Genomic DNA, 26,415 nt, shown 5'->3' on the forward strand with positions numbered 1-26,415 from the left:
GGTGCAGGGGGCGCCTTCGTCGTTCAAGGGGTTCTCATGCGGGGCGTGGTGGGTCGACGAGTTCGATGCCGATGGCCAGCACGCCGAGCGCTTCGCGTTCCGGCGGGTAGATCTGGCGGACGTTGGCCAACTGGTCTTCGCGGGTGGCCGTGGGGTTGACCGAGGCAACCGGTTCGCGGTCGAACATCTCCTCGAAGGAGTCGTACCGGGCGACGCGGGTTACCCGGGTCAGCATCTCGTCACCCTCGCACCGGAAGCGGATCAGCGACCCGGTCTCGATGTTGCGGCGGCTGGAGTCGTTGACTCGGACCTCGGTGGTCTTGCGTCCGGTAGCGATGAGGTCGAAGTACCGCTTGTAGATACCCATCTCGTGAGCGTGCTCGGCGTTCACGGGCGACGCGACGAGGTCAGGTGCGGGTCCGGGGCGCGTTCCATGACCAGATCGCGGTACGGAAGCCGCACCACCGGGAGATCGTCGAAGCCGCAGCGCTGCTCGGTGTTCTCCAGCAGTTCGTCGGCGCCGTCAGCGGTCGGGGCGAGCACTTCGGTTTCCACGAACGAGCCGACGCCGGCGATCGTGTCGACCGCGACGGTGACGGTGTCGTGCTCGGGGTGCCGCAGCGTGGTGCGGTCCTTCTCGACCCGGACGAGCTGCACCATGCCGATGGCGGCGAGTAGCTGGTTGGCCTGCGGGGCCTGGTCGGCATCCAACAGGACGTTGGTTTCCGGTTTGGTGATGATGTCGGCCGCGCTGTGCGCCGCACCGGTCGAGGCCGGTTTGTAGGTGATCTCGGCGAACCCGTTGCGCTCACGTACCCGCAGGCATTCCACGGTCACCATGAAATCCACGTCAGGTCGGCTGTAATAGGTGTCGATCTCGACCAAGCGGCCGACCTCGATGAAGCCGATGCCCACGAGACGGTGGACCAAAGCAGCGGGGTCAATGTGGTCGGGAAGTTCGCGCTTGCGTTCAACCTCCATGCCAGGATCATCCTCCGCCGTTGATCGCCGCGTACACGCGGGCAAGATCCGCCTTCGAGCACCAGTGCTCGATCGTGCCCCACGCCTGCCGGACCGTCTCCGAGTCCGACAGCGGCACGTTGGCGAAGAGCACCCTCTGCTTGCCGTCACGCAGGGGGTTCGCCAGCTTCCTCGTCACGTAGCGCTGGTAGTAGCTGCGCTCGGCTACCGCGACGTCATCGGCCCGGACCGGCACCAGGACCGTCCCCGCTCCCGCGGCTACGGAGTTGACGATGCAGGTGGTCAGCAGCTCGCCGAGGGGCAGGTACGCGTAGGTCTCGTGCGCCTCGCGCACGCACCACGCTGCCCACACCTCACCCCGCGCAGGGTCACCGGACTCGACGTCGTCGAAGAACTGTCTCACGGCGACGTCGGTGATCTCGTCGAAGACGTCGCCGTCGCACACCAGGTGATCGGCGTAGGGCTCGGACAATGCCGTCAGCATCGCGCACTGCGCCTCGGTCATTCGCCCCGAGGTCAGCCGGTAGTGGACCCGCTTGTGCCCGGCGCGCGCGTCGATCCAGTCGTCGGAGAGGACGCCCTCCAGCTCGGGGCGGAACCCGAGCACGCCGGTGCGCCACAGGTGGTCGCGGGCGGTGATGTAGTGGCGCTGGATCTCCCGGCACAGGCCCACCGGAGCGGTGATGATCGCGGACCGCGTCGGGTCGAGGTCCCGGACGGGCACGATCCGGGAATCCTGTCGCACCACGAGTTCGTCGGCCGCGTGGTGGTAGGGGTGGGTGCCGCCGCCGAGGTACTCGGGCAGGAACAGCCGCAGGAACTGCAACCACGGCCGCGCGCTGTAGCACTGCGTGACCCGTTCGTGCAGGTCCCCGCCCGCTACGGCGTAGACGTCGCGGTAGGCGAAGAACCCACCTTCCCGCAGCACCAACGGCAGGGTGCGGATCATCGCGTGCAGGCCGGGGTAGCCGCCGCCGTAGCTGTAGACCTCGTGCAGCAGCGCCGAGGCGGCGATGACGTCGACCGGCGCGGGGAGCAGCCCGGCGAGGTCCTGGGCGAAACCGTGCCGCAGCGTGCACGTGCCCCCGGCGGCGCGGAAGCGTCCCATGGCGCGGTCCAGGGACTCCGAGAACACCCCAGGGGCTTCGATGAGCGTGAGTTCCACGCTCCGCTCCCGGGTGTCGCGGGCGAGCTCGGCGGCGAGGTAGTCGACGGCCGCGCCGCCTCCCGGGCCGACTTCGACGACGTGGGCTGCCGCAGTGGGCAGGCGACGCAGCGCACGGCCCACGAAGTCGGCCTTCTCCGCGCCGCTGCCGTTGGCAGCCTGATCGAGGTAACGTGCGGCCGATTTCGCCGCGACGTCGAACCGTTCCAACGTGTCGGGCATCGAGTCCTCCAGGTATCAACGCGGGGTGCTCCTGGGTGTCCCAGTGGGACGGGTGCGGGAGCGCCCGTAACGTCTCAGCGGGTTGCGGACGCCCGGATGCCCGAACCGCCTGTCCCGCCTGCCACGGCTCGGCCAGCGCGGTACAGGACCCCGCGGCTGAGGTGAACCCGAGCCTGGTGCGGGGAGATCGCCCAGAGCGCTCCTACCGCGCTTCGGTCCGAGGCCGGATGCCGCGCCGCCCTTCGGGCGTCTGGCTGCCTATTGGCGAGCGGTGCCGGGGCCGTGTCGTCGCTGGGCAGGTAGTACCCGGTCGCCAGCACGACGACTACGACGATGAGAACCAGGCCCACGACAACGGCCCACCCCGAGGGGTTCACGAAGTCACCACTTGGCCGTCGATGAGCAGAGGCCCGGGCGCGGCGGCCTCGCGCAGTTTCCCGGCGAGCAGGTCGAGCGTCGCTGCGAGTCGTTCGAAGTCCCGCGCTTCGAGATCCCCTCCGCCTACGTTCTCGATCGCGTAGTACAGGGCGAGGTGCCCGAGCTCCACATCCCTCGCCAAGGCGCCGAAGTCTGTCATGACGCTGCCTCGCCGACCGCAACCGGACGAAAACCGGCCGGAATCGCCAGGTAGTCCCTCGGCTCGGCGTTGACCCGGTACATCTTGCGCTGCCCGGTGAACGCTCGGCGCCCGTGGAGCCACCGCCGGTTGTTCAGCACGTAGCCCTGGCCCGCACTCAGGTTGACCGTGATGGTGTGGCGATCGATCGCGTCGCGCAGCGCAGGCAGCCATCGGGTGACGTCGGGAGAGAACTGCGCGAGGTCGTCAAAGCGCACCCGCACGGCGACGAGCCCATCCGTGGTCGGCTCGAAGAGGGAACCGAGGTAGCCGGCACCACCGAACAACGCGGAACGCGGCGTGGTCAGGGCGTGCAACGCCTGGGGCTCGAACCGGGCGAGGTCCCGGTGGACAGCTCTGCCGTCGATGAGCACGCATTCACCGCCGACCGTGGCGGGTTGGCGGCAAGCCATGAGCAGCAACGTGGGCGGGCAGGGGATGCCGGACCGGTCCGTGTGCGGGTTCAGGGCGTCGGTGCTGAACCCGGCGAATCCGGAGCGCTGTCCTAAGGCCCCGATGGTGGCGATCGTGGTCACCCCGTCACCGTCGCTGTCCCGATGAGGCGTGACGACCCCGAGGGAGCGCGCGAGGTCGAGCAAGTCGCCTTGATCGTGGATGCCGTCGACGAGCACGATCCCGTCTTCAACGAGTTTCACGACCAATTCGCCCGCCCGGCAGCAGTGCCGACATCGAACATGTGTTGGCCGGTTCCTGGAATGGCAGGAAGCATTTCGGTACCTCCGTGAGGTCGGTCGGTGCTTCCAGCTCACCGGGTGGCGGTAGCCAGGTCCACTGACAGATTGTCACCATGCGCCGCGCTTTCAGCGCTGCCAGCCGGTACCGGGGCGGTGCTAGGTTGCCAGCGGAACTTCCGCGATTCCGATCCGTCCGCCCGGAGGCGTCTGAACATGCCCACGCCCCACTACCCGATCTCGGTCAAGGGCGTCATCGTCCGCGCCGGCGCTGTCCTGCTGCTGAAGAACGAGCGCGAAGAATGGGAGCTCCCCGGAGGGCGAATCGAGATCGGCGAGACTCCGGAGGAATGCGTAGCGCGCGAGATCACCGAGGAAACCGGGTGGCCGGTCACGACCGGGCCGATCCTCGACTCGTGGATGTACCACATCCGCTCGGTCGATCGGCACGTGTTCATCGTGACCTACGGTTGCTACCCGGACACCGACGTCGATCCGGTCCTCTCCCACGAGCACAAGGAGGTCCGCATGTTCCCCGAGACCGCGGTGGCCGACCTGACCATGCCCGACGGCTACAAGCGCTCCATCTTCACCTGGTTCGCCCGCCTGCGCGCCGCCGAATCCGAGTTCGCGGGGTGACCGGCGATGGCCCGTGCGCTGTGCGACTCGTGCGGTGTGGAAGTGAGCCGCTACGCGGTCGACTCGGTATGCCCCACCTGCTTCGCAGCGAGGCACACACCACCGGCGGACCTCCCCGCAGCCCGTCTTGCCCCGGCCGTCTGGATGTGGTCGTCCCCCGAAGCCAGCATCGCGCTGGCAACCCGTGACCTCCCGACCATCCTCCGCATCTACCGCAGGCTGAACCGGCTCAGCCAGGAGAAGCTCGCGAACGTCCTGGGCTACGACAAGACCTACATCTCGATGATCGAGACGGGTCGCCGCACCATCACCGACGTCTCGACCCGACGACACATCGCGCGCACGCTCGGCCTCCCCGCACACGCGCTCGGCGTGACCGACGCCGACGATGCCGACTTCACCGCGATGCTCCAGTTCGCCGACTCCACCATCCGACTCGCCGAGATCGCTCGGCAATCCGGTCGTGCCGTCGACGCCGTCAACGAGCTGTGGCCCCTGGTCGCCCGACTGGAAGCCCGTGCCGCCGCAGGGCACATCGAACGCGACAGCCTCGCCCTGCTGGCTCGCGGACGGGTGGCCCTCGGCGTCTCCCTCGGCACCGTGCTCCCGGAAGAACGCCTCACCGCCGCCGCGCGCTGGACCGGGAAGGCGCTGCTCATCGCCGAGCGCCTGGGCGATGCCGCCTTCCTCGCGCACACGCTGCGGATGCACGGCAACGAGCTGCGCAAGGCCGGGCGCGTACCGGCTGCCGTCGCCCGCCTCGAACGAGCGGCCGACCTCGCCAACGACGCGAACGGCCTGGGCACCGCGCTCGCGCTGCTGTCCAGGGCCGCGGGCGCACTCGGCGATCCCGAGCGCTTCGATCGAGCGATCGGCAGGTACGGCGACCTGCTCGACCAGCATCCCGGCGGCGGCATGTTGTTCAACCCGTTCACGTTCCGCGAGATCGAACTGCGCGGGCTCATGGCGACAGGACGGACCCGGGAAGCGATCCGCCTCGTCGACCCCCCGCAGGTCGATGCCTCACCAGCCGCGCCGCAATGGCACATCATCGAACGCGTCACCGCTGGCCACGTCCTCCTCGAGGCCGGGGAGCGCAGCGGCGCGGAAGAAGCCCTCACCACGGCACTCGGCGCGGCGGAAGCACACCGCTTGCCACACCAGATCCAGCGCGCCGTACGTGCGGCGCGTGCCGGACAGCTCGACTCCGTGACCACGAGAGGCGAAGCAACCCTCACCAAGCTCCGCGACCAACTCGGCGCACCGGCGCTGGTCGCCGAGGGTTCCGGAAGCCATCCCGTGTACCCGCCGCTCCTCGAGCAAGACTGGTTGCTACGACGGCTGACTGACCGCAACGGCGTCCCACCCCCGATGCTCGCAGGCTGGAGCCGGTCGCGGATTAAAAAGGATGTCTTGTCAACGCTTTGCGCGACCTGTCGTCATCTACCATGAGCAGCATGTTTACGATTGTTAACAGCCGTGGGTCTTAGCTGTTTGCTGGCGTTTGTAGCTGATAGATGGGAAAAGCGAGGGAAGTCAAGATCATTTCGATCGATCGGGCAATGGCGCGATCCGTCTGGTGCCCACATCATCTTCCGGCTTGATGGCCGCGAGAAGGACCACGTCGAGCAAGCGCGCCAACAGGGTGCGCAGTCACGCCTTCCGGTCTGACGATGTGCTGGGCCGATTCGCTCAGTACTCCCACTGTGTCTGGTGCACGGCGTGACCCGATTAGCGGATTCCGTCCCGCCAGTAAGGTCGCTAATCTTTCTGGTTGATCATGAAGTCGAGCATGGGGGATAAGCGGTGAGCGGCGGCACGCGAGGCTCTGATAAGCACCGGGCGATGCTCGCCGCTCAGCGTGAGGCCGAGCGGCAGCGCAAAGCGGAGGCCCGCGCGGAGGCAGCGGCCGAGAAGCAACGGTTGCAAGACTACCGCAAACGCAGGGAATCTGAGGTTGAGGCGAAGAATAGCAGTCTGAAGCAGCGCGTGGAGGAACTGCAAAACATCTTACAGGCTGGATTAGGTCGGTCTGCCAATTTCGACTTGACCTCGCTGCGTCGCAAACCGCAGGAAGCGCCCCTTGATTTAGGTGATGATGCATCACCAGTTGCTGCTCCTTCGTGGGACGCTTATAAGCCGCGCCCGCCTGGAGCGATCTCTCGTGCTTTCGGTGGCGCCGAGCGCTACGAGCGGCGACTGAGTGTCGCGCGCGATGAATTCGAACGTGCGCAGCAGGAATACAGCCGAAAAGAAACGGAACGACAGCAACGGGTCGCTTCTAAACGCCACAAACACAGCGAGAGAGCCAAGAAGGCTCGGGCGCGGGTAGACGAGCATAATCAACGTGTCGAGAGCTTAATTCGCGGACACCGTGATCGCGAGCAAGACGCGGTCGAGAACTATCTAGATCGTGTGCTCTCCGTGGTGCCTCGCCCAGCGGGATTTCCTAGTCGGGCTGAGGTGACGTTCAATCCACGCGCTGAACAGGTCGTTGTCCAGGTTGAGTTTCCTTCCCGCGAGATAGTGCCGAACGAGGCCGGCTACAAGTATATGCCCACTAAGGACGAAGAACGCACGAGTTCGCGAACCCGCAAAGATGTTGCCGCGTTGTATCGCAGCGTCATGAGCCAGTTTGCGCTACTGTGTATTCGAGATATTTTCAACAGTGAGCCAGCTTTGAGTTCGGTCGGGTTCAATGGCCATGTTCACGCCATCAACCCTGCCACGGGTGACCGGGAGTATCCATGCATTATCAGTGTCAACGTCGACCGTAGTGACTTTCCCTCGGACTCAAAGCTCCGTGACGTCACTCCCGAAGCATGCCTCCAGCACCTAAAGGCCATCGTGTCGCACCACCCGTACGACTTGGAACCTATCGAGCCAATCTTGGACTTCGACTGGAGCAAGTACTCTTTCGTTGAGGGACTCGACGCGGTGTCGACGTTGGATTCTCGTCCAGATCTCATGGAAATGTCTCCTAGTAACTTCGAGCACCTCGTCCGCCAGATCTTCGAAGCTCAAGGCGCGGAAGGATGGACCACTCAGCAGAGCAACGATGACGGTGTTGACGCAGTAATCGCTCGCCGGACCGCTCTCTTCGGCGGCTTGAGTATCGTCCAAGCTAAGCGCTACAGCAAGGTGGTCGGCATTAACCACGTCCGCGAACTTGCGGGAGCAATCGAAGAAAAGAAGGCTGGGTGGGGTGTACTCGTCACAACCTCCTGGTTCACCAGCAAGTGTTGGCAGAAGGCCCGCGAGCACGGCCGGATGGAACTGATCGACGGCGAGCGCCTCAAGTTCCTTATCAAGGAGCATCTAGGTAAGGACGTGTTGATCGGCATACCGAACCGGCTTCGCCAAAAAGGGACAAACGATTCCTAAGGTGTTAACCGAGCATGCGGCACGTCATCGTGGCTGAAAGGTAGAACCGTGACACGCGGATTTTGAGGACACATCCCTGGTTGCCTCCGATCACTTCCGGAGCGAGGTCATCAGTGAACCCGGAACCAAAGGCCAGCCCAGGGGACCTCGAACCGGGAACCTAGCCGCAAAGTAGACATCACCGCTAGTGTGGTAGCCGTGACCGAGAGCACCTGGACTTCCTTGACACGGCGCAGCGCGGGATTGGGGCCGCGCGAGGCCCTAATCGAGGGGACGCCCGATCATATACTTCCCCATCTCCAAGATTGGTGCGAAATGATCTTAGCTCGCAACGATGAATTGGAATTGGATCTCAGCCTCCGGCTCAGGTACGAAATCCCCCGCGTTGATTATGTAGCGGGAGAACGTCTCCTTGAGATCGTCGACGCGATCCTATACTGGCACTTTCCCGTCGCGCTCGATGAGCATTCCCGCTCCGCCATAAAACACCTTGATCGCATACTCACTGCCGGTGATTCCGCATGGCGAGTGTCCAGCAAATTGAATAGCTTGGAGCGGCGGGTTAACGAGACAGCAACTGCTGCCGCGGCTCACGTGTCCGGTACAACTGGAGCCGAACCTGCGGAACATCTCGCGAACGCATGGTACTCGGCATACGGTAGGATTCCGGATCCAGATAAAGCCTATGATTCAGCAGTGCTGGCTCTCGAATCAGTCTTCTGTCCCCTCGTTAGCCCGCACAATAATCGAGCCACCCTTGGCACGGTTATTCGCGATTTGCGAAATCAAGTCAGCAAGTGGGAACTCGCCATTGGGGGCCCCGATGGAGAACCGGTCGGTATTGCTCCTCTCGTTCAGATGCTGGATCTGATCTGGAAAGGGCAATCACGGCACGGTGGCAACTCGAACTCCCGAAATCAAACTCAAGCCGAAGCTGTAGCCGCGGTGCATATGGCCATCACGCTAGCTCAGTGGGTGTCGAGCGACATTCTAACGCGAAAAGATTAACCGACCGGTGACCACTTATCGGCCTAGTATTTCAAACGCCCTCCTAATCCCTGACCGGCCACTGACGCCACGGAACCGCAGCCAGGCAACCCGCTAAGCCGCCGCAACGCGCCATGCCCGTAGGAACTGGCAAGCCGCCCACCTTCGCAGCGTGCCCAGCGCTGGTCCATTGAATCTGCCGGAAGGGCACGCCAACCGCCGGCATCTCCGGAACGGAACCCGCGGTGACCTCCCGGCATCCCGGTGGCCTGTTGCTCCTCGGGCTCCTGGTCTTCGTCGTCCCGGTGCTCGTTGAGCTTCGCTTCATACTGCGGCCCCTGCGCGGTTCCTGACCGCCTGCCTTCCTTCCGTGCCCCGGCCGCCGGGCCGTGACAGGAAGGAGGGCAGCCGCACGCCCGGCTTGGCCGGGGCTTGCATACAGCAGGCAGGCGGCTCCGCAGGGGCCGCCCTTGACGGGGCCGGGCTCTCCGCCCGGGAGATCGCCGACTACTTGGGCCACGAGCGGCTCAGCATGACCCAGGAACCGGAAGGCGACCGGCGGTGCGGCGGCTGATGCGCTGAATGCGGTCCAACCGGACGGCTGAACCTAATGATGGCGGTTTGACGGAAATTGATCTTGAACCCGCCCGCCCTCGCCGCCGCTGCCAGCGGGGAGAGCGCCCCCAGCAGGACTCGAACCTGCGACCTAAGGATTAGAAGTCCTTTGCTCTATCCGGCTGAGCTATGGGGGCCCTTGCGCTGCTCCGTGAGCCGCAGCAAGCAAGGGTAGCGGTAGAGATGTCCGGTTGTCGGGTCGACGCTGCACCGTTGCAGACCCGGTATCGAACGGCAGCCTCGCCGTCGTTCACCCCGTCGGGAGGTTCCGGAGCGCCGCCGTCGTGAGGTCCTGGAGCACGTCGGTGGTGTCGGCGGCGGTGGCCCCGCGCAGCGACAGCATGGTCACGAGCGTGTGCTCGGCGTTGATCGCCGCGGTGGCCGTGCAGGTCTGGAAGCCGTCGATCACGTCGCAGTACAGCCACGCCGAGTGCCCCTCGACGTCGACGTCAACGCCGCGGGGCTGCTTGGCCTTGGCCGTCTCGAACTCGTCGTTGAAGCCCACCGCCGCGGTGTTGCCGGGCTGCGCGCCGCCCAGCGCGTAGGTGCAGGTGCGCGGTGTCGGGTTGCCCGGGTACGGACCTCCGGTGGTCCCGCCGGCCTGGTCGAGATCGGCCGGGGTGAGCAGCGTGCACGGGTCGACGCCGGTCACCGCGCGGGGTGTGGGGACGGCGGCGATCGAGGCGGAGTCGTCGCGGAAGCCCACGGCGGGCACCGGCTCACCGGTGATCGACGCACCGCACCCGGCCAGCGCGACCAGCAGGGACGCGGACAGCGCGGGGAGCCATCGGCGGACAGCAGTCACGGGATGAACAGTATCGGTGTGGCGTGCGGCAAAGCACGGGGTTGCGCATCATCCGCCGACCTGGGTGGCGGTTACGCTCGGTGCGTGTCAACCGAGACCGTTCGCGAGCCCGCTCGGGACCGGCAGCCGTCGAACGCGGTGGCCGTTCTCGCCGTGACCGGAGGCCTGCTGGCCGCGGTGGTCGCCGCCGCGCTGACCGCCCTGTTCGCGGCCGACTCCTACGCCCAGTACGGGTTGCCCGATCCGGGGCCGATCACCAGCTACGGCCTGCCGGTGGTCCGTGTGATCGCCGAGAGCGGTGCCGTGGTGACCATCGGCTCGCTGCTGCTCGCGGCGTTCGGGATACCGGCGAAGCGGTCCGGCGCGCTGGCCGCCGACGGCTACGCCGCGGTGCGCACCGCGGGGTGGGCCGCCGCGGTCTGGTGCGTCGGTGCGGCGCTGCTGGTGCCCTTCATCGCCGCCGACGCCACCGGCCGCGCGGTGTCGGAGGTGCTCAGCACCGAGGTGCTGTTCGGCCTGGTCGACGCGCTGGAGGAGGCGAAGTCCTGGGGGCTGACCGCGCTGATCGCCTTCCTCGTCGCGGTGACCTGCCGGGTGGTGCTGTCCTGGGGCTGGACGACCGCGGCCTTCGGCCTGTCGCTGGCGGGCATGTTGCCGGTCGTGGCCACCGGCCACTCGGCCAGCGGTGGCGCCCACGACATCGCCACCAACAGCCTGCTGTTCCACCTGTTCGGCGCGGTGCTGTGGGTCGGCGGTCTGATCGCGCTGCTCGCGCACGCCGCGCGCGGCGGCGCGCACGTCGGCCTGGTCGCCCGCCGGTTCTCCCGGATCGCGCTGGTCTGCTGGCTCGCCATGGCGGTCTCCGGCGTGGTCAACTCGCTGGTCCGGGTGCCGCTGGACCAGTTGCTCACCACGTCCTACGGGTTGCTCGTGGTGGTGAAGGTGGTCTGCCTGGTGGTGCTCGGCGTGGTCGGCTACTACCAGCGCAGCGCCAGCGTCCGGCGGATCGAGAACGGCACCGGCGGCCTGCTGCGGCTGGGCGCGGTCGAAGTGCTGATCATGTTCGTCACCATCGGCGTGGCGGTGGCGCTGGGCCGCACCCCGCCGCCCGCCGAGCTGGGCCCGATCCCGGGCACCGCCGAACTGCTCATCGGCTATCCGCTGCCGGAAGCGCCGTCCACCCTCCGGCTGTTCTTCGACTGGCGGTTCGACCTGGTCTACGGCACCGCGGCGCTGGTGCTCGCCGGGCTCTACCTGTGGGGGGTGCTGCGGCTGCGGCAGCGCGGCGACCGGTGGCCGGTCGGTCGCACGGTCGCCTGGCTGTGCGGATGCGCGACGATCCTGGTCGCGACGTCCTCGGGCATCGGCAAGTACGCCCCCGCGGTGTTCAGCGTGCACATGGGCCAGCACATGCTGCTGTCCATGCTGGCGCCGGTCTTCCTGGTGATGGCGGGGCCGACCTCGCTGGCGCTGCGGGTGTTCAAGCCCGCGGGCAAGGGCGAGCCGCCCGGGGCGCGGGAGTGGCTGCTGGCGTTCGTCCACTCGCCGATCACCCGGCTCCTGACCCAGCCGATCGTGGCGCTGGTGCTGTTCGTCGGCTCGTTCTACGCGCTGTACTTCACCGGGCTGTTCGACGTGGCGCTCAGCGAGCACTGGGCGCACCTGGCGATGAACGCGCACTTCCTGCTGGTCGGCTACGTCTTCTACTGGCCGGTGATCGGGATCGACCCGGCGCCGCGCCCGCTGCCGCACCTGGGCAAGCTCGGGCTCGTCTTCGCCTCGATGCCCTTCCACGCCTTCTTCGGCATCGCGCTGATGATGTCGCAGACGGTCATCGCGGAGACCTTCTACCGGGGGCTCGACCTGCCGTGGATGACCGACCTGCTGGCCGACCAGCGGCTCGGCGGCGGGCTGGCGTGGGCGTCGGGCGAGGTCCCGCTGGTCGTGGTGATGCTGGCGCTGCTGATCCAGTGGTCGCGCGCCGATGACCGGATGGCCCGGAGGATCGACCGGAAGGCCGATGCGGACGGGGAAGCGGACCTGGCCGCCTACAACGCGATGCTCAAACGAATGGCTGAACAGGACCGCACCGGCGGGTGAGTTGTCCACAGGCCGCCGAGTTGTCCACAGATTGTGACGACGCAGTGGCGCTCGGTGATCGCGCTCGGGCACTCTCGTCGTGGGGCCGATGGTCGGCTCCGCGACCCGAGGAGGTCCCATGTTCGAGACGACCGCGACCGTGGTGGGCATCGTGCTCACCGATCCGGTGACCAGGGAGACGGCGAACGGCAACCGGGTGGTGAGCTTCCGGCTCGGTGCCACCTCGCGCCGGTTCGACAAGGCCACGTCCGAGTGGACCGACGGCGACCGGTTCATCACCACCGTGAGCTGCTGGCGCCACTTGGCCGAGCAGGTGCCCTCGGCGGTCGGCCGGGGCGACCCGGTCGTCGTCTCCGGGCGGCTGCGCACCCGCGAGTACGAGTCCGGCGGGCAGTGGCGCACCGCCGTCGAGCTGGACGCCTCCGCGCTGGGCCTCGACCTGGCGCGGCTGCGCGGCCCGGCCCCGGTGGGAGCCGATCCGCCGTTCCCGGCCCGGACCGATCCCGTCGGCCGGACCGCCGAGGTCGGCTGACCGGGCGTGGCGCCGTGCTCACCAGCGATGACGTTGCCGAGGAGGAGGTGATGCCCCACCCCGCCGGATGCGGAGGAGAAGCCGCCCGGTCGGTGGGCTGACCGCGTGCGCGGACGCACCCGCGGCGCAACTACGATTCAGGGCATGGCCGAGTTCATCTACACCATGAAGAATGTGCGCAAGACGCACGGTGACAAGGTCATCCTCGAGAATGCGACCATCCAGTTCTACCCGGGCGCCAAGATCGGTGTCGTCGGGCCGAACGGTGCTGGCAAGTCAACCGTGCTGAGCATCATGGCGGGACTCGACCAGCCGAACAACGGTGAAGCGTTCCTGACGCCGGGCTACACGGTCGGCATCATGCAGCAGGAGCCGCCGCTGAACGAGGAGAAGACCGTCCTCGGCAACGTCGAGGAAGGCGTTGGCGAGATCAAGGTGAAGCTCAACCGCTTCAACGAGATCGCCGAGCTGATGGCCACCGACTACTCCGACGAGCTCATGGAGGAGATGGGCCGGCTGCAGGAGGACCTCGACCACGCCGACGCGTGGGAGCTGGACTCCCAGCTGGAGCAGGCGATGGACGCCCTGCGCTGCCCGCCGCCGGAAGCAGAGGTCAAGTACCTCTCCGGAGGCGAGCGCCGCCGGGTCGCCCTGTGCAAGCTGCTCCTGAGCAAGCCCGATCTGCTCCTGCTCGACGAGCCCACCAACCACCTGGACGCGGAGAGCGTGCTGTGGTTGGAGCAGTTCCTCGCGAACTACGCGGGCGCCGTCCTCGCCGTCACCCACGACCGCTACTTCCTGGACAACGTCGCCGGCTGGATCCTGGAGCTGGACCGCGGGCGCACCTTCGCCTACGAGGGCAACTACTCGGCGTACCTGGAGAAGAAGGCCGAGCGCCTCGCGGTGCAGGGCAAGCGCGACGCCAAGCTGCAGAAGCGCCTCAAGGACGAGCTCGACTGGGTCCGCTCCAACACCAAGGCCCGCCAGACCAAGTCCCGGTCCCGACTGGCCCGGTACGAGGAGATGGCGGCCGAGGCGGAGAAGACCCGCAAGCTCGACTTCGAGGAGATCCAGATCCCGCCGGGCCCGCGGCTGGGCAACGTCGTGGTCGAGGTCGAGCACCTCAAGAAGGGCTTCGACGACAACCTGCTGATCGACGACCTGTCGTTCACGCTCCCGCGCAACGGCATCGTCGGCGTCATCGGACCGAACGGCGTCGGCAAGACGACGCTGTTCAAGACCATCGTGGGGCTGGAAGAGCCGGACGAGGGCGACGTCAAGGTCGGCGGCACCGTCAAGCTGTCCTACGTGGATCAGAACCGGGCCAACATCGACCCGGACAAGACGGTCTGGCAGGTCGTCTCCGACGAGCTGGACTACATCCACGTCGGGCAGGTCGAGATGCCGTCCCGCGCCTACGTCAGCGCGTTCGGGTTCAAGGGCCCGGACCAGCAGAAGCCGGCCGGGGTGCTCTCCGGTGGTGAGCGCAACCGCCTGAACCTGGCGTTGACGCTCAAGAAGGGCGGCAACCTGATCCTGCTGGACGAGCCGACCAACGACCTCGACGTGGAGACCCTCAGCTCGCTGGAGAACGCCCTGGAGCAGTTCCCCGGCTGCGCCGTGGTGATCTCCCACGACCGCTGGTTCCTGGACCGGGTCGCCACCCACATCCTCGCGTGGGAGGGAGATGACGAGAACCCCGCCAAGTGGTTCTGGTTCGAAGGTAACTTCGAGGGCTACGAGGCCAACAAGATCGAGCGCCTCGGTGCGGACGCGGCCCGTCCGCACCGGGTGACGCATCGGAAGTTGACCCGGGGCTGAACGGAGGCGCCTTGGCGAGCGTGCAGGTTTCACCTCGCACCGGCTCGGCGCACGAACTCCTGGAACCCGCTGAGCAGATGTGCTGGCGGGTTCCGGAGCTCGCGCTGGTGTTCGGTGATCGAGCGGTCGCGCTCGCGAGGCGGACAGGTGACCGCGGCGCCCGGCTGCAGGCCGAGGCGCTGGCGATCTTCTGCTCGAACCGGCTGGGTCGGGGCGTGGCGGTGACCCACCGCGCCCTGACCGCGGTCCGGGATGCCGAGGCGGCGGGGGACGAGGAGGTCGGCGGGCGGCTGCGCGTCGAGCTCGCGTGGTGCGCCCGCGCCGCCGACAGCCACGAGGTCGCGGTGCGGGTGCTGCGTCCGGTGCTGCGCCGGGAACGCATCGAGCCCGCCGTGCGCGCGCACGCGTTGCTCGCGATGGCCGCCTCGCTGCCCGCGTCGCGGCAGCACGTGGAGCGCCTCGACGCGCTCGACGAGGCGGAGCGGCTGTACGAGTCGATCGGCCTGGCCCGCGACGAGCTCCGGCTGGTCCGGGCCCGGGTGCGCGCGGCCCGCGCCGGTCACCACCGCAGGCAGGGCGAGTTCGACAAGGCCGTCGAGGTGGTCGATCAGGGCCTCGACCAGCTCGACCGGCTCGGCGATCCGGACGCCGACAGCGGTGAGCACCGCGCGCGACTGGTGCTGGAGCGCGTCCACGCCCTGTTCGAACTGGGCCGGCGCGCGGAGGCGGTGCGGGTGGCCGACGCCGTGCTGTCCCGACCGGTGCGCGCGGCGGCGGCCGGCCCGGTCGGTTGGCTGGGGCTCGCCATCAGCACCCGCGTCCACCTGCCGGAGGACGACCACGACGCGGCGGTGCGGGTGCTCAACGACACGGCCGCGATCGCCGACCGGCACAAGCAGGACGCGGTGCTGACCGAGGCGTTCAACGCCTTGTCGCAGGCGCACGAGCGCTGCGAGGACTTCCCGGCGGCGCTCACGGCGTTGCGCTCGGCCTACGCCGCCGACCGGCGCTGGCGGGCCGCCGTGCACAGCGCGCGGGTCCGACTGCTCGAAGCGTTCCCGGCGTTGGCCGACGACGCGGCCGTCACGGCCCTGGCCGCGGTGGTCGGCGGCACCGCTCGGGCGGCCGAGCAGCCGGCGGCGGTGCCGACCGCCGAGCCCGGGGCCGAGCCGACCGCTACGCCTGCGGCCGAGCTGAGCACCTCGCCCGGGGTCAAGCCGTCCGCTACATCCGGGGTCGACCCGAGCACTGCGTTCGGGGTCGAGCTGACCGCTACGCCGGGGGTCGAACAAGCCGCTACGCCTGGGGCCGAGCTGAGCGCTGCGCCCGGGGCCAAGCCGACTGCTGTGCCCGGGGTCGAGCCGGCTGCTGCGTCCGGGGTCGAGCGGAGCGCTGCCTCCGGAGCTGAGCCGTCCGCTGTGCCCGGGGCCGGGCCGACTGCTGTGCCCGGGGTCGAGCCGACTGCTGCGTCCAGGGCAGAGCCGACCGCCGCGCTCGCGGCCGACGATCAGCGGGAAGCGGACGCGTCGGCCGACGAGAGCCCCGCGACTGCGCCGGAAGCGGCAGGGTACGTCCCGGCCGGTGCCGCCGCGGACGACGCGCGCACCGGGGTCTCCGGAGGTGGCGCGCACGACGCGGCGTCGGTCGCGCGGGCCGAGGCCGCCGCCGCGGTGCAGTCCGGCACCAGGGCGGCGCGCGCCGCGCACGCGAGCAATCGCGGTGAGCGGGGGGCGGCACGCCCCCGCCCGGAGGTTCCCGGCCCCCGCGGTGGTTCGGACAGCGCGGTCGGGAGCAAGCACGATCTCCCGGCCCCCGGCGGTCGCGGCACCGTGGAGTACGAGGTCCGCGGGGCCTGGACGCCGGAGCCCGCGCGCGGCGGTGGGCGCCGCCGCGCCGAACCGGATGAGACGCACGCGGATCCCGACACCGCGGGATCCGCTGCGGGTGGTCGTCGTCGTGTGGATCGGTCGCCGGAGGTTCCGCAGGCGTGGCCGGAGGCGGTCGAGCCCGCGGGGAGCGACCGCAGCCGCGCGGCCTGGCCGGAGGAGGCGCACCCGGAGTCCGGAGCCGTGGACCCGGCTGCGAGTGGTCGTCGTCGGGCGGACCGGTCGGAGGTCCCGCAGGCGCGGTCCGAGGTGGCCGAGTCCGCGGCGCGAGGTCGCCGCCGCGCGGCCGAGCCGGACCCGGCGACCGACACCCGCGGCCCCGGCCATGACACCGGGCGGGCGGCGCGCCGTGCGACCCCGGCCGATGACGCGGCGGAAGGCGGGGAGCGCTTACCGGGCCGCGTCGACGACCTGGCCGAGCACGCGTGGCCGACGGCCGAAGGCCGGTCGCGCGAGCCCGTCGACGAGCAGGCGTGGCCGGAGGAGCTCCCGGCGGAGGCACCGGGGCGCCGCCGAAGCCCCGCCGACCAGACCCCCGCCGACCAGCCGGGCGATCCGGTGATGAGCCCGTGGACGTCCGGTCGGCGCGGCTCCGGGGACGAACCCGCCGCCGCCCCGCCGGAGGACCAGCCCGGTGGTCGGCGCGCCAGGTCCACGAGCGAGAGCACGTCCCGGTACGGCGCCGGGAACGCGGCGGACGTCGAGGCATCGGGCGGTCGGCACGGGCGGGAGCGCGCTGCCGCGGCCCCCGGGCGGGCAGCCGGTCGGCACGGTGCCGCGGCCCGGTCGGAGGCGTTCGGCGACGCGGCGTCGCGGGGCTCGGGCGCCGAAGGCGTTCCCGGGTACGTCCTCGGCGAGGCCTCGGAGCCGGGCGTCCGCCCGGCGGCGGGAGAGCCGTCCCCCGGTTCGCGCCGGGGCACCGGTGACGCCGAGGTCGCGGGCACGGCCGGGACGTGGGACCGGGGCGCCGCCTGGCCACCGGACGAGGACGTTGCGGAGCGGTCGCCGGGTCGGCACGGCGACGACGCCGGGGGAGCGGAGGCTGCCGCGGCGTGGGAGCAGGGGTCCTCCGATGCTGCCGTCGGGCAGGGCCGTGCGCGCCGCAGACGAGCCGACGTCGAAGCCCCGTCCTGGACGCCGGGTGCCGTCGAGGGCGCCGGTTCGCACAGCGCTGCTGGCGGAAGTGCGGGTGTCGGCGAGCCGTGGGGGCACGTGCGGCCTTCGGCCGCTGAGGACTTCGCCCCGTCCGGGAGGCACGACGCGGAGGCGGCCGCCGGGCCGGGGTGGGACCTGGGCGGCGCCTGGCCGTCCGAGGTGCGGCCGGAGCCGGCGAAGTCCGCGTGGCCGGAAGCGGACGAGCCCGCCCGCGGGCGGCACGGGACGGCGGAGTGGGCGGCCGACGCCGGACGGCACGGCGCTCCGGCGGGCGAGGAACCCGGCGAGGTCGACGACTTCGGCCTCTCGCGGAGCGATCTCAGCGTCCGGGACGCCGCGCGCCGCCTGATGGAGACCCTGACCGGACGTCCGGAGATCTTCCGGGACGCGGTCGGCGGTGCTCGTCGGACCGAGGCCGCGCGCGAGCCGTTCCCCGAGCCGGACGCGGTGCCCGAGGTCACCGGACCGGTGCCGGAGCCGGAGCCCACCGGCGCGTGGCCCGGCGAGGACCGGTCGGCCGAGCCCGACGACCGGCGCCCGGAGCGCGACACCGCCGACGTGACGACGATCATGCCGGTGATCGCGGTGCCGCCGGAACCGGACGTCGCGCCGTCCGATCCGCCGGATGAGCAGCGGTTCCGCGCCGAGGAACCCGAGGGCGGGCGCCGCTCGCGCGGCCGCTCGCTGTCCGAGATCCGCGCTAGCCTGGCGCTGAGCGAGCAGGAGCGGTCCGGGCAGCGGCATTCCCGTTCGGGAACGGAGGAGCCGCCCGAGGACGGCGAACCGGCTCGGGCGGGTGAAGCTCCCGAACTGGTGGCCGAACAGCGCCCCGACTGGCAGGCTGCCGAGCAGGGGGACGTGGTGGACCTGCCGACCGGGGAGCCCGGGGCCGAGGTCGGTCTCGCCGAGCTGCTGACCGAGGCCCTGATGGCCTACGAGACGGGACGCCGGGGGGAGGACGCCGAGCATGGCCGAGCGCCCGGCAGGCACGGCTCGACGCGTTCGTCCACTTCGGATCCCCGTGGTGCGGACGCGCGGCACCGGTGGCCCGGTTTCGGTTCCACCGCGCCGAATCCGCCGACGTAGTTGGCCGACCGCCGACCGCCGTCCCCGGCCCGGGTGGCCGCGTGGGACGCCGCTGCGGTGCCGCCGTGCGCGGGGGTGCGCGCAGGCGCCGAGCGCGGTCCGCGCCCCCGCCCCGCCCCGCGAATCCGGCCCGGACGGACCTCTTAAGCTGGGAGCCGTGTGGGCACAACGAGGTGCCGTCAAGCGTGGAGCTGCCTGAAGATGACTTCGAACCCCGGACAGGTGAAGACCGGACTCCGGTCGCCCGGCGTGACCGCGGCGGCCGGTGACGTGGAGAGCCCCGAGCTCGTGAAGGAGCGCCTGCTCGCGAGCGCCGCCGAGATCGCGCCGGAGCTGGGCGAGCTGCTGCAGGTGTACTACCGGCACGTCCCCGCCGAGGAACTCGTCGACGACGAGCCCGCCGACCTCGTCGGCGCGCTGCGGTCGCACCGCAGGCTCGCCGCGAACCGCGCCGCCGGGCGTCCGGTGGTGCAGATCTTCAACCCCGAGCGCGAGACCGACGGCTGGCAGAGCCCGGCGACCGTGGTGCAGGTCGTGACCGACGACATGCCGTACCTGGTCGACTCGGTGATCGCCGAGCTGGGGCGCGACGTCGCCGAGGTGCAGCGGGTCATCCACCCGATCGTCTCGGTCCGCCGCGACCTCGCCGGCGACCTGCTGGAGGTGCTGCCGGGGGCCGATCCGGCCGCGCCGCCCGCCGACGCGCTGACCGAATCCTGGATGTTCGTCGAGGTGGACCAGGTCGTCGACGCCGAGCGGATCACCCGCCTCCAGCACGACCTGCTGGGCGTGCTCAGCGACGTCCGGGAGGTCGTCGAGGACACCGAGCGGATGCTCGCCGCGGCGCGGACGCTCGCCGACGAGCTGCACTCCGGATCGCCGCCGGTCCCGGTCACCGAGGTCCGCGACGGCGCGGAGCTGCTGCGCTGGTTGACCGAAGGACATTTCACCTTTCTCGGGTACCGGCACTACGAGCTCGTGGCGGAGTCCGGGGACCTGTCGCTGCGCCCGGTGCTGGCCTCGGGGCTCGGCGTGCTGCGCAACGACGTCGTCGCCGAGCGGACCCTGACCTCCGAGCTGGACGCCCGGACCACCGCCACCTCCGACGACCTGCTGGTGCTCACCCAGGCCAGCGCACCGTCCACGGTGCACCGCCCGGTGCACCCGTTCTACGTCGGCGTGCGGACCTTCGACGAGGCGGGCCGGGCGACCGGCGAGCACCGGTTTCTCGGCCTGCTCACCACCACGGCGCTGCACGAGAACGTGCTGGACATCCCGGTGGTCGAGCGCCGGGTGCGGGAGGTCATCCACCGCGCCGGGTTCCCGATGGAGTCCTACTCGGGCCAGCGGATGCTGGAGGAGATCCAGAACTACCCGCGCACCGAGCTGCTCGCCACCGATTCGGAGTCGCTGCAGAGCACCATCACCGGGGTGCTGGCGCTGGCCGAGCGGCGCAAGCTCAAACCGTTCCTGCGCCGCGATCCGTTCGGCCGCTACTACTCGTGCCTGGTGTACCTGCCCCGGGACCGCTACACGACGAGCTCCCGGCTGGCGATGCAGGAGGTGCTGCTCCAGGAGCTCGCCGGCACCGGGCTGGAGTACAGCACCCGCGTCGGCGAGTCGACGCTGGCCCGGGTGCACTTCGTGGTGCACACCGACCCGGAGAACGAGGTCGAGCCGGACTTGGCGCGCATCCAGCAGCGGCTGACCGAGGCGATCCACACCTGGGACGACCAGATGGTCGAGCGGATCGAGGCGGAGCGCACGGGGGCGAACCGCCGCGGTCGGCGCGCGCGCACCGGTTCGGAGGCGATCAGCCAGATCGGGCAGCGCTACGCCGCGAGCTTCCCGGAGGCCTACAAGGAGGACTTCACCGCCGCCGAGGGCCTGATCGACCTGCGCCGGTTGCAGTCCCTGACCGGCCCCCGCGACGTGCGGATGTCCTTCTACACGCCGCGCGACCCCGACCCGGGCGAGCGGCGGTTCAAGATCTACGTCGCCGGTGGCCGGGTCACCCTCTCGCGGGTGCTGCCGGTGCTGCAGAGCATGGGCGTGGAGGTCGTGGACGAGCGGCCCTACGAGATCGAACCCGCCGAGGGCGAGCGCTGCTGGCTCTACGACTTCGGGCTGCGCCTGGAACCGGGGCTGCTGGACAGCGAGGGCGTGGAGCGGCTGGACACGCTGCGCCAGCGCTTCGAGGACGCGTTCCGCGCGGCCTGGCTCGGCGAGGCCGAGGTGGACCGGTTCAACGCGCTGGTGCTGCGGGCCGGGCTGACCTGGCGGCAGGCGTCGGTGCTGCGGGCCTACGCCAAGTACCTGCGCCAGGTCGGCGTGGCCTACAGCCAGGAGTACATCGAGGACACCCTGATCGCGCACCGCACCACGTCGGTGGCGTTGACCAGGCTGTTCGAGGTGCGGTTCGACCCGAACCTGGCCGCGGAGGACCGGGCGGGCCGCGAAGCCGACGTGACCGCCGAGGCGACCAAGCTGATCGACGAGGTCACCAGCCTCGACGCCGACCGGATCCTGCGGTCCTACCTGAGCCTGATCCGGGCGACGCTGCGCACCAACCACTTCGCCGGGTCGCGGCCGTACCTGGCGCTGAAGCTGGAGCCGAAGGAGATCCCGGGGCTGCCGGAACCGCGCCCGCAGTACGAGATCTTCGTGTACTCGCCCCGGATGGAGGGCGTGCACCTGCGCTACGGCTCGGTGGCCCGCGGCGGGTTGCGCTGGTCGGACCGCCGGGAGGACTTCCGCACCGAGATCCTCGGGCTGGTCAAGGCGCAGGCGGTGAAGAACGCGGTGATCGTGCCGGTCGGCGCGAAGGGCGGGTTCGTGGTCAAGCGCCCGCCGGTGCCCACCGGTGACCCGGCGGCCGACCGCGAGGCCGCGCGCGCCGAGGGCGTCGCCTGCTACCGGATGTTCATCTCCGGACTGCTGGACCTGACCGACAACCTGGTCGGCGGGGCGGTCGCGCCGCCGCCGGACGTGGTGCGCCACGACGGCGACGACACCTACCTGGTGGTGGCCGCTGACAAGGGCACCGCCACGTTCTCCGACATCGCCAACGACGTCGCCGGCTCCTACGGCTTCTGGCTCGGCGACGCCTTCGCCTCCGGCGGTTCGGTCGGCTACGACCACAAGGCGATGGGCATCACCGCCAAGGGCGCGTGGGAGAGCGTCAAGCGGCACTTCCTCGAACTCGGCGTGGACACCCAGCGCGAGGACTTCACCGTCGTGGGCATCGGCGACATGGCCGGGGACGTGTTCGGCAACGGGATGCTGCTGTCCGAGCACATCCGGCTGGTCGCGGCGTTCAACCACATGCACGTGTTCATCGACCCCGACCCGGACCCGGCGGTCTCGTTCGCCGAGCGCAGCAGGCTCTTCGCGCTGCCCCGGTCGAGCTGGGACGACTACGACCGGACCAAGATCAGCACCGGCGGCGGGGTGTGGTCCCGCTCGCTGAAGTCGATCCCGCTGAACCCGCAGATCCGCGCGGCGCTGGGCATCGACGACTCGGTGGCGCAGCTGTCCCCGCCGGAGCTGATCAAGGCGATCCTGCTGGCCCCGGTGGACCTGCTGTGGAACGGCGGCATCGGCACCTACGTCAAGGCGGGCACCGAGACCCACGCCGAGGTCGGCGACAAGTCCAACGACGCGGTGCGGGTCGACGGCCAGCGGCTCCGGGCGCGGGTGGTCGGCGAGGGCGGCAACCTCGGCCTCACCCAGCTCGGCCGGATCGAGTTCGCCCGCGCCGGGGGCAAGGTCAACACCGACGCCCTGGACAACTCGGCCGGGGTGGACTGCTCCGACCACGAGGTCAACATCAAGATCCTGCTTGACCAGCTCGTCACCGACGGCGAACTGGACACCGGGGCGCGCAACGAGCTGCTGGCCGGGATGACCGACGAGGTCGGCGAGCTGGTGCTGCGGGACAACCACCGGCAGAACGCGGTGCTCGGCGTCTCCCGCTCGCACGCCGGTCCGATGCTGCCGGTGCACGCCCGCCAGATCACCTCGCTGGAGAAGCGCAGCGGACTCGACCGCGAGCTGGAGGCGCTGCCCGCGCCCAAGCAGATCCGCGAGCGGGAGAAGACCGGGGAGGGGTTGAGCAGCCCCGAGCTGGCCACCCTGATGGCGCACGTCAAGCTCGCGCTCAAGCGCGACGTGCTGGCCGGGGAGCTGCCCGACGCCGAGGCGTTCAGCGACCGGCTCGTCGACTACTTCCCGACCCCGCTGCGGGAGCGCTACGCCGCGGCGATCGCGGCGCACCCGCTGCGCCGCGAGATCATCGCCACGATGCTGGTCAACGAGGTGGTCGACGGCGCGGGGATCTCCTACGCCTACCGGCTGTCCGAGGAGATCAGCGCGTCCACGACCGACGTGGTGCGGGCGTTCGCGGTGGTCACCACGGTCTACGACCTGCACTCGCTGTGGCGGCGGATCGACGCGCTCGCCGGTGCGGTGCCCAGCTCCGTCGCCGATGAGCTGGTGCTGGAGAGCCGCAGGCTGCTCGACCGCGCGGCGCGCTGGATGCTCACCAACCGGCCGCAGCCGCTGGCCATCGGCGCCGAGATCAGCCGGTTCCGGCCGGTGGTCGCCGGGCTCGCCGGTTCCGTGCGCGAGCTGGTGCAGGGCCGGGCGGCCGAGGGCGTCGACGCGAAGGTGCGGCGGTGGGTCGCCGAGGGCGTGCCCGCCGAGCTCGCCGAGGAGGTCGGCTGCCTGCTCGACTCCTACGCGCTGCTGGACGTCACCGAGGTCGCCGAGCTCGCCGAGCGCGACGGCGGGGTGAACGCCGAGCGCAGCCCGCAGGAGAGCGCGGAGCTGTACTACACGCTGTCCGAGCACCTCGACGTCGAGCGGATGCTGCTGGCGGTCAACGGGCTGGAGCGCGGCAACCGGTGGCACTCGCTGGCCCGGCTGGCGCTGCGGGACGACTTCTACGCGTCGCTTCGGGAGATCACCATCGACGTGCTGCGGATCAGCGACCCGGAGGACTCCCCGGCGGACAAGATCGCGCGGTGGGAGTCGCTCAACGCGTCGCGGCTGGCCCGCGCCCGGTCGTCGCTGGAGCAGATCACCAATTCGGGGCTGCTCGACCTGGCGACGCTGTCGGTGGCGGCGCGGCAGTTGCGCAGCATGGTCAGGTGAGGACGTGGGCGTCCGGACGGGCGCCCACCGCACAGCGGAAGGGGGAGCTCGTCGTGGGCGCGTTCGTAGCCGAGGTGCCGTTGCGCTGGTCCGACATGGACGCGTTCGGGCACGTCAACCACGCCAGGACGATCACGCTGCTGGAGGAGGCCCGGGCCGAGCTGCTGTTCACCGAGGCCGAGCGCCGCGGTTTGCTCGGCATGGCGGAGGGGATGGTGGTGGCGCGGGTGGTGATCGACTACCACAGCCCGCTGAACTACCGGTCCGGGACGTTGCAGGTGCAGATGTCGGTGCGCGAGCTCAAGGCCGCGTCGTTCGTGCTCGACTACACCGCGCACGCCGACGAGGTGGTCGCCACGGCCGAGACGCTGATGGTGCCCTACGACCTGCGCGCCGGGCGCCCGCGGCGGCTGTCCACCGACGAGCGCGAGTTCCTCGACGAGTGGTACGTCGAGGTGCCGGAACCGGAGCTCGGCCGTGCCTGAACTGCGGATGGACGACGCCGTCGAGCGCGAGGACCTGGGCGCGTTCGTCGCCCGGGCGGTGCGGCTGGACGGGCAGGCGGTGGTGCGGATGCGCAACCGCGCCGGGACCGACCGGCTCGACGTCTGGGCGGCGACGCCGTTCGACGCCCTGTGCACCCGGTCGGTGACCGGTTCGGTGGTGCCCGACGACCTCAGCGTCTCGGGCAGTGACCTGCTGGCCGCGCTCACCGTCGCCGGCGGGCCGGTGATAGACCCCGGACCGCCGCGCGACCTGATGTGGCGCAGCGAGCTGCCGCCGCCGGGCGGCTGGCGGCGGGTGGACGACCTGCCCGCCCGGCTGGTCGGCGAGGTCGCCGAGCGGGGCATCGACGTGGCCAAGGAGAACGTCGGCCCGAAGGGCACCCCGCCCGCCTCGCTGCTGGACCAGGAAGTGTTCACGGTCAGCGGCTCCGGGTACGAGGTGAAGGTGCCGCTGCGCTGCCTGTTCGTGCTCTCCGGCATGGGCTTCCTGGTCAGCGGCCCCGCCGAGGAGGAGATCGTGCGGGTCAGCGCCACCGACTCGTGGCTCCGGCTGGACTCCCGGTTCGGCGCGGTGGTGCGCCGCAGGCACGCCCTGCTCCCCCTCTTCACCTGATCAGCTGATCTTTTTCCAGGTGAGGGGCACCTTCATCCGACTTGCTCGGATGAAGGTGCCCCTCACTCACCACCCTTCCGGGTGGAATCCGGTCAGGGGTGGCGTTCGGCGCGCACCTCGGGGGCCGCGGGGGCGGGAGCGCGGGTCAGGGCGGTGGTGATCCGGGCGACGGCCTCGCTGACCAGCGCCTCCAGCGGGCCGCGCCGGAAGCGGCGGTGCCAGGCCGCGGCGAAGACCAGCGAGAACAGCAGGAACAGCTCCGGCATCGAGGCGTGCACCCAGGCCATGACGCCTTCCGGCCGGTGCCCGTCCCGGGGGAAGTCGGGCAGGTCCGGCAGCTCCGGCATCGCCGGACCCAGGCTCGCGAGCTCCACCAGGAACTCCGGGGCGCTGCCGAGGACCCAGCCGCCGACCACGATCTGCCAGGTCATCACCAGGGCGTGCAGCGCGTAGAGGGTCAGCGCCATCGATCCGGCCCAGGCCAGCGGCAGCAGCACCTTGCCGGTGCGGTCGGCCAGCTCCAGGCACATCGCGAGGACCACCAGCGCGATGCCGCCGGAACCGGCCAGCTCGAACGTGGTCCCGCTGTGCGCGACGCCCGCCAGCAGCCACTCCGGGTGGTCGACCGGCACCGCGCCCTGCGCCATGCCCTCCGGGTCGACGCCGAACCACTCCACCAGCGCCTGCGACAGCGCGGCGGAACCCACCGCCAGCAGCAGCCCGACCACGCCGAGGCGCAGCCGCACGGCCCCCGAGCGCAGGTCCAGCCGCCCCACCGCGAGCCCGGCCAGCACCAGCGCGAGGTAGGAGGCCGCCGGGTAGAACCCGAGCAGCAGCAGGTCGAAGACGCCCGACGCGGCCAGCAGGTGCCCCGGGTCGACGGCGTTGACCGAGTCGACCAGCAGCGCCAGCGGGGTGTCGGCCGCCATCCCCGAGCGCAGCAGGAACGAGAGCTGCGGGCCGACCAGCGCGGCCACTGACGCGGCGATCACCAGCCCGCGGGCGCCCAGGCCCACGAACGGCACCGCCAGCAGGAAGTACATCCCGTAGAAGGGGATGATCACGGTCAGCAGGAAGCCGGCGGGCGCGGTCGCCCAGGCCAGCGCGATGCCCAGCACCACCAGGAGCACGGCCCGCACCGCGATCCGGGTCCGCGCGGTGCGCAGGGCGGTCCCCCGCAGCGGTGCCCCGCGCCCGGACAGCAGCGCCAGCGAGACCCCGGCCAGCACGGTGAACAGCGCCGTCGCCCGGCCGCTGGCGAACTGCGCGGCCCGCGCCTCGCCCGTCCCGCTCAGGAACGGCGCGCCGAAGTGGATCACGAACATGCCGAGCACCGCGACGAACCGGGCGATGTCGACGCCGATCAGGCGACGGGTGCGGACGTCCTCCCGCGGCGGTGGGGTCAGCTCGGGTGGGGAGGCGGTCATGGCTTCCTGGGCGCTCGGCGGCGGGACCC

At 70.3% G+C, this 26,415-nt stretch carries 18 protein-coding genes and 1 tRNA gene; 11 read left to right on the forward strand and 8 right to left on the reverse strand.

What is annotated here, in order from left to right; translation table 11 throughout:
• Positions 1 to 34 precede the first annotated feature (34 nt).
• The 5 genes from ABD976_RS17575 to ABD976_RS17595 form a co-directional block, all read right to left on the reverse strand.
• Complete coding sequence (locus ABD976_RS17575) at positions 35 to 367, reverse strand: ASCH domain-containing protein (protein ID WP_345364471.1); 333 nt, start codon at positions 365 to 367, stop codon at positions 35 to 37.
• A gap of 20 nt (positions 368 to 387) precedes the next feature.
• The gene (locus ABD976_RS17580; protein ID WP_345364473.1) at positions 388 to 981 is read right to left on the reverse strand and encodes a class IV adenylate cyclase; all 594 of its coding nucleotides are present in this window, start codon (positions 979 to 981) and stop codon (positions 388 to 390) included.
• A gap of 7 nt (positions 982 to 988) precedes the next feature.
• Positions 989 to 2,368, reverse strand: a complete 1,380-nt coding sequence (locus ABD976_RS17585) for a class I SAM-dependent methyltransferase (RefSeq protein WP_345364475.1) — start codon at positions 2,366 to 2,368, stop codon at positions 989 to 991.
• Between the two features lie 373 nt (positions 2,369 to 2,741).
• Positions 2,742 to 2,945 (reverse strand): hypothetical protein, encoded by a 204-nt coding sequence (locus ABD976_RS17590; protein ID WP_345364477.1) that lies wholly within the window; start codon positions 2,943 to 2,945, stop codon positions 2,742 to 2,744.
• Positions 2,942 to 3,754: a TauD/TfdA family dioxygenase gene (locus ABD976_RS17595; RefSeq protein WP_345364479.1), complete on the reverse strand. Its 813-nt coding sequence runs from the start codon at positions 3,752 to 3,754 to the stop codon at positions 2,942 to 2,944. Before ABD976_RS17595 ends, ABD976_RS17590 begins: the two co-directional genes overlap by 4 nt.
• A 138-nt stretch (positions 3,755 to 3,892) precedes the next feature.
• Between ABD976_RS17595 and ABD976_RS17600 the strand changes: the two genes are divergently transcribed.
• The 4 genes from ABD976_RS17600 to ABD976_RS17615 all read left to right on the forward strand — a co-directional run bounded on the left by ABD976_RS17600 (position 3,893) and on the right by ABD976_RS17615 (position 8,707).
• The gene (locus tag ABD976_RS17600) at positions 3,893 to 4,315 is read left to right on the forward strand and encodes an NUDIX hydrolase (protein ID WP_345364481.1); all 423 of its coding nucleotides are present in this window, start codon (positions 3,893 to 3,895) and stop codon (positions 4,313 to 4,315) included.
• Positions 4,316 to 4,321: 6 nt separating this feature from the next.
• Positions 4,322 to 5,767, forward strand: a complete 1,446-nt coding sequence (locus ABD976_RS17605; RefSeq protein ID WP_345364483.1) for a helix-turn-helix domain-containing protein — start codon at positions 4,322 to 4,324, stop codon at positions 5,765 to 5,767.
• A gap of 354 nt (positions 5,768 to 6,121) precedes the next feature.
• Entirely contained in the window at positions 6,122 to 7,699 is a 1,578-nt protein-coding gene (locus tag ABD976_RS17610) for a restriction endonuclease (RefSeq protein ID WP_345364485.1), read from the forward strand.
• Positions 7,700 to 7,897: 198 nt separating this feature from the next.
• Complete coding sequence (locus ABD976_RS17615; RefSeq protein ID WP_345364487.1) at positions 7,898 to 8,707, forward strand: hypothetical protein; 810 nt, start codon at positions 7,898 to 7,900, stop codon at positions 8,705 to 8,707.
• Positions 8,708 to 9,364: 657 nt separating this feature from the next.
• Here the strand turns inward: ABD976_RS17615 and ABD976_RS17620 are convergent.
• Positions 9,365 to 9,438 (reverse strand) — tRNA-Arg (locus ABD976_RS17620).
• A gap of 113 nt (positions 9,439 to 9,551) precedes the next feature.
• Positions 9,552 to 10,106, reverse strand: a complete 555-nt coding sequence (locus tag ABD976_RS17625; RefSeq protein ID WP_345364489.1) for a DUF3558 family protein — start codon at positions 10,104 to 10,106, stop codon at positions 9,552 to 9,554.
• Positions 10,107 to 10,190: 84 nt separating this feature from the next.
• On the opposite strand from ABD976_RS17625, the gene ABD976_RS17630 reads away from it, so the two are divergent.
• The 7 genes from ABD976_RS17630 to ABD976_RS17660 all read left to right on the forward strand — a co-directional run bounded on the left by ABD976_RS17630 (position 10,191) and on the right by ABD976_RS17660 (position 24,959).
• Entirely contained in the window at positions 10,191 to 12,206 is a 2,016-nt protein-coding gene (locus tag ABD976_RS17630; RefSeq protein WP_345364491.1) for a bifunctional copper resistance protein CopD/cytochrome c oxidase assembly protein, read from the forward strand.
• A 118-nt stretch (positions 12,207 to 12,324) separates the two neighbouring features.
• A complete protein-coding gene (gene ssb, locus ABD976_RS17635; protein WP_345364493.1) occupies positions 12,325 to 12,738 on the forward strand; it encodes a single-stranded DNA-binding protein in 414 nt (137 codons plus the stop codon).
• Between the two features lie 144 nt (positions 12,739 to 12,882).
• A complete protein-coding gene (gene ettA / locus ABD976_RS17640) occupies positions 12,883 to 14,559 on the forward strand; it encodes an energy-dependent translational throttle protein EttA (RefSeq protein ID WP_345364495.1) in 1,677 nt (558 codons plus the stop codon).
• A gap of 20 nt (positions 14,560 to 14,579) precedes the next feature.
• Complete coding sequence (locus tag ABD976_RS17645) at positions 14,580 to 18,686, forward strand: hypothetical protein (protein WP_345364497.1); 4,107 nt, start codon at positions 14,580 to 14,582, stop codon at positions 18,684 to 18,686.
• Positions 18,687 to 18,887: 201 nt separating this feature from the next.
• Positions 18,888 to 23,840, forward strand: coding sequence for an NAD-glutamate dehydrogenase (locus tag ABD976_RS17650; protein ID WP_345364499.1), 4,953 nt, complete (start codon positions 18,888 to 18,890; stop codon positions 23,838 to 23,840).
• Positions 23,841 to 23,893: 53 nt separating this feature from the next.
• Positions 23,894 to 24,325: an acyl-CoA thioesterase gene (locus ABD976_RS17655; protein WP_345364501.1), complete on the forward strand. Its 432-nt coding sequence runs from the start codon at positions 23,894 to 23,896 to the stop codon at positions 24,323 to 24,325.
• Complete coding sequence (locus ABD976_RS17660; protein ID WP_345364503.1) at positions 24,318 to 24,959, forward strand: DUF8010 domain-containing protein; 642 nt, start codon at positions 24,318 to 24,320, stop codon at positions 24,957 to 24,959. The genes ABD976_RS17655 and ABD976_RS17660 overlap by 8 nt, the downstream gene beginning before the upstream one ends.
• A gap of 92 nt (positions 24,960 to 25,051) precedes the next feature.
• Here the strand turns inward: ABD976_RS17660 and ABD976_RS17665 are convergent, their stop codons facing one another.
• Complete coding sequence (locus tag ABD976_RS17665; RefSeq protein ID WP_345364505.1) at positions 25,052 to 26,386, reverse strand: heparan-alpha-glucosaminide N-acetyltransferase domain-containing protein; 1,335 nt, start codon at positions 26,384 to 26,386, stop codon at positions 25,052 to 25,054.
• Positions 26,387 to 26,415 lie beyond the last annotated feature (29 nt).

Origin of the sequence: Saccharopolyspora cebuensis, assembly GCF_039542665.1 — a bacterium.
Lineage (GTDB): Bacteria > Actinomycetota > Actinomycetes > Mycobacteriales > Pseudonocardiaceae > Saccharopolyspora > Saccharopolyspora cebuensis.

What these genes read in the sequence shown, in the direction of transcription:
- ABD976_RS17575 (WP_345364471.1), bottom strand. Translation starts at nt 367, where the DNA reads ATGGGTATCTACAAGCGGTACTTCGACCTCATCGCTACCGGACGCAAG.
- ABD976_RS17580 (WP_345364473.1), bottom strand. Translation starts at nt 981, where the DNA reads ATGGAGGTTGAACGCAAGCGCGAACTTCCCGACCACATTGACCCCGCT.
- ABD976_RS17585 (WP_345364475.1), bottom strand. Translation starts at nt 2,368, where the DNA reads ATGCCCGACACGTTGGAACGGTTCGACGTCGCGGCGAAATCGGCCGCA.
- ABD976_RS17590 (WP_345364477.1), bottom strand. Translation starts at nt 2,945, where the DNA reads ATGACAGACTTCGGCGCCTTGGCGAGGGATGTGGAGCTCGGGCACCTC.
- ABD976_RS17600 (WP_345364481.1), top strand. Translation starts at nt 3,893, where the DNA reads ATGCCCACGCCCCACTACCCGATCTCGGTCAAGGGCGTCATCGTCCGC.
- ABD976_RS17605 (WP_345364483.1), top strand. Translation starts at nt 4,322, where the DNA reads ATGGCCCGTGCGCTGTGCGACTCGTGCGGTGTGGAAGTGAGCCGCTAC.
- ssb (WP_345364493.1), top strand. Translation starts at nt 12,325, where the DNA reads ATGTTCGAGACGACCGCGACCGTGGTGGGCATCGTGCTCACCGATCCG.
- ettA (WP_345364495.1), top strand. Translation starts at nt 12,883, where the DNA reads ATGGCCGAGTTCATCTACACCATGAAGAATGTGCGCAAGACGCACGGT.
- ABD976_RS17650 (WP_345364499.1), top strand. Translation starts at nt 18,888, where the DNA reads ATGACTTCGAACCCCGGACAGGTGAAGACCGGACTCCGGTCGCCCGGC.
- ABD976_RS17665 (WP_345364505.1), bottom strand. Translation starts at nt 26,386, where the DNA reads ATGACCGCCTCCCCACCCGAGCTGACCCCACCGCCGCGGGAGGACGTC.